Source organism: Lentimicrobium sp. L6 (assembly GCF_013166655.1).
Taxonomy (GTDB): Bacteria; Bacteroidota; Bacteroidia; order Bacteroidales; family UBA12170; genus UBA12170.
On the sequence record NZ_JABKCA010000016.1, the window covers coordinates 68,242 to 74,250 of the forward strand.

6 protein-coding genes are annotated in these 6,009 nt (G+C 33.3%); 5 read left to right on the plus strand and 1 reads right to left on the minus strand.

Going from position 1 to position 6,009, the window contains the following annotated elements; translation table 11 throughout:
- Positions 1-59 precede the first annotated feature (59 nt).
- The 3 genes from trmD to HNS38_RS05945 all read left to right on the plus strand — a co-directional run bounded on the left by trmD (position 60) and on the right by HNS38_RS05945 (position 3,356).
- Entirely contained in the window at positions 60-755 is a 696-nt protein-coding gene (gene trmD / locus HNS38_RS05935) for a tRNA (guanosine(37)-N1)-methyltransferase TrmD (protein WP_172280416.1), read from the plus strand.
- A 118-nt stretch (positions 756-873) separates the two neighbouring features.
- Positions 874-3,069 (plus strand): adenylate/guanylate cyclase domain-containing protein, encoded by a 2,196-nt coding sequence (locus tag HNS38_RS05940; protein WP_172346142.1) that lies wholly within the window; start codon positions 874-876, stop codon positions 3,067-3,069.
- Positions 3,070-3,176: 107 nt separating this feature from the next.
- Positions 3,177-3,356, plus strand: coding sequence for a hypothetical protein (locus HNS38_RS05945; protein ID WP_172280412.1), 180 nt, complete (start codon positions 3,177-3,179; stop codon positions 3,354-3,356).
- Between the two features lie 70 nt (positions 3,357-3,426).
- Here HNS38_RS05945 and HNS38_RS05950 read toward each other — a convergent pair whose 3' ends face one another.
- A complete protein-coding gene (locus HNS38_RS05950; protein WP_172280409.1) occupies positions 3,427-4,671 on the minus strand; it encodes a DEAD/DEAH box helicase in 1,245 nt (414 codons plus the stop codon).
- A gap of 100 nt (positions 4,672-4,771) precedes the next feature.
- Between HNS38_RS05950 and HNS38_RS05955 the strand changes: the two genes are divergently transcribed.
- Positions 4,772-5,527, plus strand: coding sequence for a Sir2 family NAD-dependent protein deacetylase (locus HNS38_RS05955; protein WP_172280407.1), 756 nt, complete (start codon positions 4,772-4,774; stop codon positions 5,525-5,527).
- Between the two features lie 40 nt (positions 5,528-5,567).
- Positions 5,568-5,891, plus strand: coding sequence for a DUF6787 family protein (locus tag HNS38_RS05960; RefSeq protein WP_172280405.1), 324 nt, complete (start codon positions 5,568-5,570; stop codon positions 5,889-5,891).
- The last annotated feature ends 118 nt before the right edge of the window (positions 5,892-6,009 follow it).

Here is a 6,009-nt window from a genome sequence, read left to right on the forward strand (position 1 = left end):
TTGGGTTTCTAAATTACGAATATTTTAATAATTAGTTAGCTTTGCCAAAAATTAGTCAAATGCGCATTGATATACTCACCATATTTCCCGAAATGTTTGAAGGCCCTTTTGGTCATTCCATAGTAAAAAGAGCTATTGATAAGAACAAAGCCGAAATTCACCTTCATAATATTAGAGATTATTCTACAAACAAGCATCGCAGAGTAGATGATTATCCCTTTAGTGGTGGTGCTGGAATGGTGATGATGGCTGATCCCATTGTGAAACTCATAGAGGAATTAAAAAGTCAAAGAAAATATGAGGAGCTTATTTTTATGACTCCCGATGGTAAAGTATTTAATCAAGGGATGGCCAATAGAATGTCTTCTTTTGAAAATATAATGATTCTTTGTGGCCATTATAAAGGAGTAGACGAGCGCGTGAGAGAAAAATATATCACCTTAGAAATTAGTGTGGGTGATTATGTATTAAGTGGTGGTGAAATTGGAGCCATGATAGTTGCAGATAGTTTAATCAGATTAATCCCTGGCGTTTTGGGTGACGAAACCTCTGCCCTTTCCGATTCTTTCCAAGATGGATTACTCTCCCCTCCTGTTTATACTCGTCCTGCTAACTTTAATGGACAAGAAGTTCCAGCTATCCTCCTCTCAGGAAATGATAAAAAAATAGCGGAGTGGAAATACGATCAAGCTATTGAAAGAACAAAAACAAGAAGACCTGATTTATACGAAAAATACATCTCTGAGAATGAATAATAAATAGGATAATTATTTAAAAAAACGCTTTCAAGTGGCCATTTGCCAATTCTTAGTATATTTACTGTCACTTTTATAATTATAATTCGTCCATTAGGTATTAAGACTATCTGTTTTTATGAAGAAAATCCCAAAATATAAATCGCTCAGGATATTTATCGTCTCTGGATTGTTTTATTTCTTTCTATTAATGCCATTTATGGGAATGATGCTGATTCAGAATATTCCAGAATATTTGGAAAAAGGAATACTAAGTCCTGACAGAGAAGAACAGGTTGGCCCTATTACGATAAGACCTGATGGTCCTATCATGAAAAGAGCTAAACAAGATACGCTTGCTCAAATTATAGATTCCACATTAACAACTGACGAAATTGAATTAGCTAATAAGATCGATGGCTTTGCTAATAAAATCGAAAATCTAGTCAAAGCAGATAGCATACAATCTGCTCAAATCATATCCATTGACACTTCTAATAAGAGTGGTAATAAAATTACTATTAATGATACGTTTACCTTATCCGATTCTACAACTGATATAAATCGTCCAATCTATTTCAATAGAAGCTTCGATATTTTCTACTATGGCATATTAATTGGTTTTATTCTCACTTTTTTAATAAGCTATCCATTTAGAAGGTACTTTAGTAGAAAGCGCAAAATGAAAGAAATCAGTACAAGATTGGATTTCTTTTGCAGGAGGTACCTACTCTATACTCCAATATTCCATGCTACCATTTTTGGTCTGGTCATGTTAAGCACAGTTGGATACATAGCATATATCAATTTTTTCGTGGACTTTTCAGACTCCATAAATGCAGGTATATTTGATGAATACTTATATATTGCAGCCCTTTCTGGATTTCTTTCTACAATATTTGTTTATTACTGGCACAAACACCGAGTACATATCTTTTACCTTGAAGTATTATTTTATGAAGATGAATTGAGAAAACGAATTTTCAGAAATTCAATTGGAAAGATTAGAAATAGGCTCTGGTTAGCCAGTGGAATGACTACATTATTACCATTAGCCATTGTTATCTTTTATTTGATTCTCAGTGTAACAAAGGTTCAAGATGCAAATATAGATTTAGCCAATGACCAAGTCAGAAATGTTATTTTAGGAAACTATACTCAATTATTAGAAGATAGCAAAATTGACGATTTCTTTTACGTGAACTCAGTAAATGCATACATGATGTTTGTAGGAATTGGAATCAGTATATTTATTTCTCTAGTCTATATCCTAACTTTTGTTAGGTGGACCACATTGGACATTGTATTCCCCGTAAAAGAATTATTAGGAAATATGCAAAAAACTGGGGAGGGTAAAAACACTAATTTCAGTGTGGTAAGAACCAATGATGAAATTGGAGAGCTGGCAGAGGGCTTCAACCTGATGTCGCAAAGAATAAAGAATTACATTGATGATATTAGTGAAATTAATAATTCCTATTATCGATTTGTTCCCAAGCAATTCCTAGACTTTCTTGACAAAAAAAGCATAACGGATATTCATCTAGGCGATCAAGTACAGAAAGAAATGACAGTGATGTTTTCAGATATCAGATCTTTTACTGAAATCTCTGAAAACATGACTCCTCGAGATAATTTCAATTTCATCAATCATTATTTGGGATATATGGAACCTATTATTTCTCGAAACCATGGTTTTATTGACAAATATATTGGGGATGCCATCATGGCCCTATTTCCTGAATCTCCAGATGATGCGCTCAATGCTGCTATAGAAATGCGTGCAAAACTACAGGAGTTCAACGAGGACCTAAAACTAAACGGCCAGGCACCTATAAATAGTGGAATCGGCATGAATACTGGTAATTTAATGCTCGGAATAGTTGGAGGAAAAGGTAGAATCGAAGGAACAGTAATTTCCGATCACGTAAATCTAGCCAGCAGATTAGAAGGATTAACTAAAAAATACGGAGCCTCCATCATCATCAGCCAAGAAATGCTAATAAAATTAGATAATCCGGCTAACTACCAATTCCGTTTCCTAGATATGGTCACTGTAAAGGGAAAACGAAACTCAGTAAATATATTTGAGATTCTTGATGGCGAACCTCATCAGGTAAGAATTGCAAAAATTGCGACCAACGCACTATTCAAAGATGGGCTCCAACACTATAGAAATAAAGAAATGGATAAAGCACTGGAAGTATTCCTAAAAATTGAAAAAGAATCACCAGAAGATATGACTACCAAGTTATATATTAGTAGATGTCAAAATTTTATTGAACAAGGTTTGCCAGAGAATTGGGATGGAACACAATCTTTTTCTGAAAAATAATTCATTTAATCAATTAGATTAAACGAATAATAATTCTCTGTCAACATATATTCATTTAACCGGAGAAGGAGTTTAGAATAAGTATATTTGTATCAAATTCCTATTCTATGATAACAGACGTATTAATAATGACCTATATTGTCATGATGGCTCTTCTAATATTTCAAGCTGAGAAACTCCCGCACAATTCTTTTAAAGTCATTTTAATTGGATTGTTTTTAACGCCTATTATCGGCTTTGGGGCATGGATCTATTATCAAAAGCAATATCAACAGTCATTCGAATAGTTTTATTCAGAACGCAAATAAAAGGGGCTAAATTAATTTTAGTCCCTTTTTTTGGTTTCCATGGAGAAAACTATTTCTTTTTTCTCTTTCTTTTTTTATAGGCTATCTCATCCACTTCCATATCCTTCATCAAAGATTTCCAGTCAGAATGAGTTTCGTTAGATTGAATTACAATTGCTTTATAACCTTCTCTATCCATTTCAACAATTGGAATCTTCTTACCAATTAAATCTTCAATTTCTACTAATAAAGGTTTCTCTTCAGTACTACAAAAGGAAAATGCTTGGCCTCTCTCTCTTCCCCTACCTGTCCTACCTACTCTATGCACATAATTTTCTGATTGCTCTGGCATATCATAATTGATTACATAATCCACATTTGGAATATCAATACCTCTAGAACTGATATCAGTTGCAATTAATAGCTTGGTTTCACCTTTTTTAAACCTATCCATTATGGAGTTTCTATCCACCTGCTCCCTATCGCTATGAATACTTTCAGCATGAATACTCACCCTTTCCATAGCCTTTACTACTCTATCAGCTCTTACTTTAGTCCTTGTGAAAACGATAAACTTGGCATCTGGACTTGCTTTTACTAATCTTTCCAAGAAAAATCTTTTGTCATCCATCTCTACATTCACCAATGCATGATCTACATTCTTAGAAACTGGATCCTTTGGTGAGATTTGAATTCTGATAGGATTAGTCACCAAACTATAAGCTAATTTTTTGATTTCCTGATCAATAGTGGCTGAAAAGAATAAAGTTTGTCTTTTATGGGGCAAATGCTTTATCAAATCTCTAATATCCTTGATAAAACCTAAATTCAACATATGATCTGCTTCATCTAAAACCAAAATATTAATCCTATTGAGTTTAATAAACCCCTGGCTAACCAAGTCAAACAACCTCCCTGGAGTGGCTATAAGAATGTCAATCCCTTTTTCTAACTTGTGAATTTGTGGGTCTTGTTCTACCCCACCAAACACGGAAAAGCTCTTGACTCTAGTATTTCCAGATAACTCAACAAATACTTCATTAATCTGAATGGCCAATTCACGGGTTGGAACCATGACTATGGCTTTTATCCCATCTTTTCTTGATTGTTGTTTCTTTATAGTATGTAATTTCTCAATAATGGGAATCGCAAATGCCGCTGTTTTTCCAGTACCAGTTTGCGCAATCGCTAATACATCCTCCCCCTTTAGAATATGGGGAATGGTTTTGTATTGAATATCGGTAGGCTTTTTAAATCCCAGCTTACCAATACTCATCTTCACTTCTTCAGAAAAATTATAATCTTCAAATTTCATAATACCTTATTAATAGGCTGCAAAGATAATAATCAAATCGAGGATGGTATCGAAATTGTGTAAGAGAATAAAATAGAATTAATATATTAGCATAAAAAAAATGGAGTCCATCATACAAGCTGCTCATTTAATCATTAATTCAAAAAGGACATTTGCTTTTACGGGTGCTGGAATATCAGTGGAAAGCGGAATCCCAACATTTAGAGGAGAAGATGGTATATGGAATCATTTCAATCCTAAACTATTTGATCTTCAATACTATTTAAATCACCCCAATAAAGCTTGGCCTCATATAAAGAGACTATTCTATAAAGAGCCTAATTCATTTCTACCCAATAAAGCCCACTGGATTCTTGCAGATTGGGAAAAACGCGGATTCTTAGAAGGAACTATAACTCAGAATATAGATTACCTTCACCAATCAGCAGGCAGTAAATTGGTGTACGAAATTCATGGCACAACAAATAGCTTTATTTGTTTATCTTGCAACACCATATATAATAGGAGTGAAATTATAATAAATAAACACCCTCCCACCTGCCTTAATAAAGCTTGCTCTTCCCTCTTAAAACCAAACTTCACCTTTTTCGGCGAAGGAATTCCACAACATGCCTTTTTAAAAAGCCAAGAATCAACATTAAATACAGATGTATATTTGGTTATAGGAACATCAGGAGAAGTATGTCCTGCAAACCAAATACCCATCATGGCAAAACAAAATGGAACAACAATTATAGAAATAAATACAAAACCATCTCTTTATACAAAAAAAATAACAGATTTGTTTATTCAAGGTAGGTCAACAAAAATAATCAAACTAATAGATGACAAAATTAAATCCTTCTTAACAAAATAATAAAAAACCAACTTTAGATATAGTATACCTTTGCCAGACTATGCTAAAAAACTACTTTATCAGATTTAAATCTAAATGGAATATCGATTCCAATTGGAAATTATTTAAAATAATGACCGTATTTGCATTGGCAGGACAAAGTATATTATTTACCATGCCATTAGTAAAAGACTTTTTCGGCGTTCCCAATGAACTATTCGTATTATGGAAAATACTATTTTTTGTATTCGTATCCTTTCCTATATACCAAATTCTTCTTCTTTTCTGGGCTTTACTCCTTGGTGAGCTACAATTCTTCATTACATTTATAGCTACAACCTTCCGTAAAACAGCAAAACTATTTAAGATGACAATAAAAAAGTAAATATTTTACAAATACTAAACCCTGATTTCACATCACTTAGGCTTATCTCAATAAATTAATTTGAATTAACATTAGGAAAAGCGAAATAAAGCAGTACTTTTGCACTCGCAATTACAGC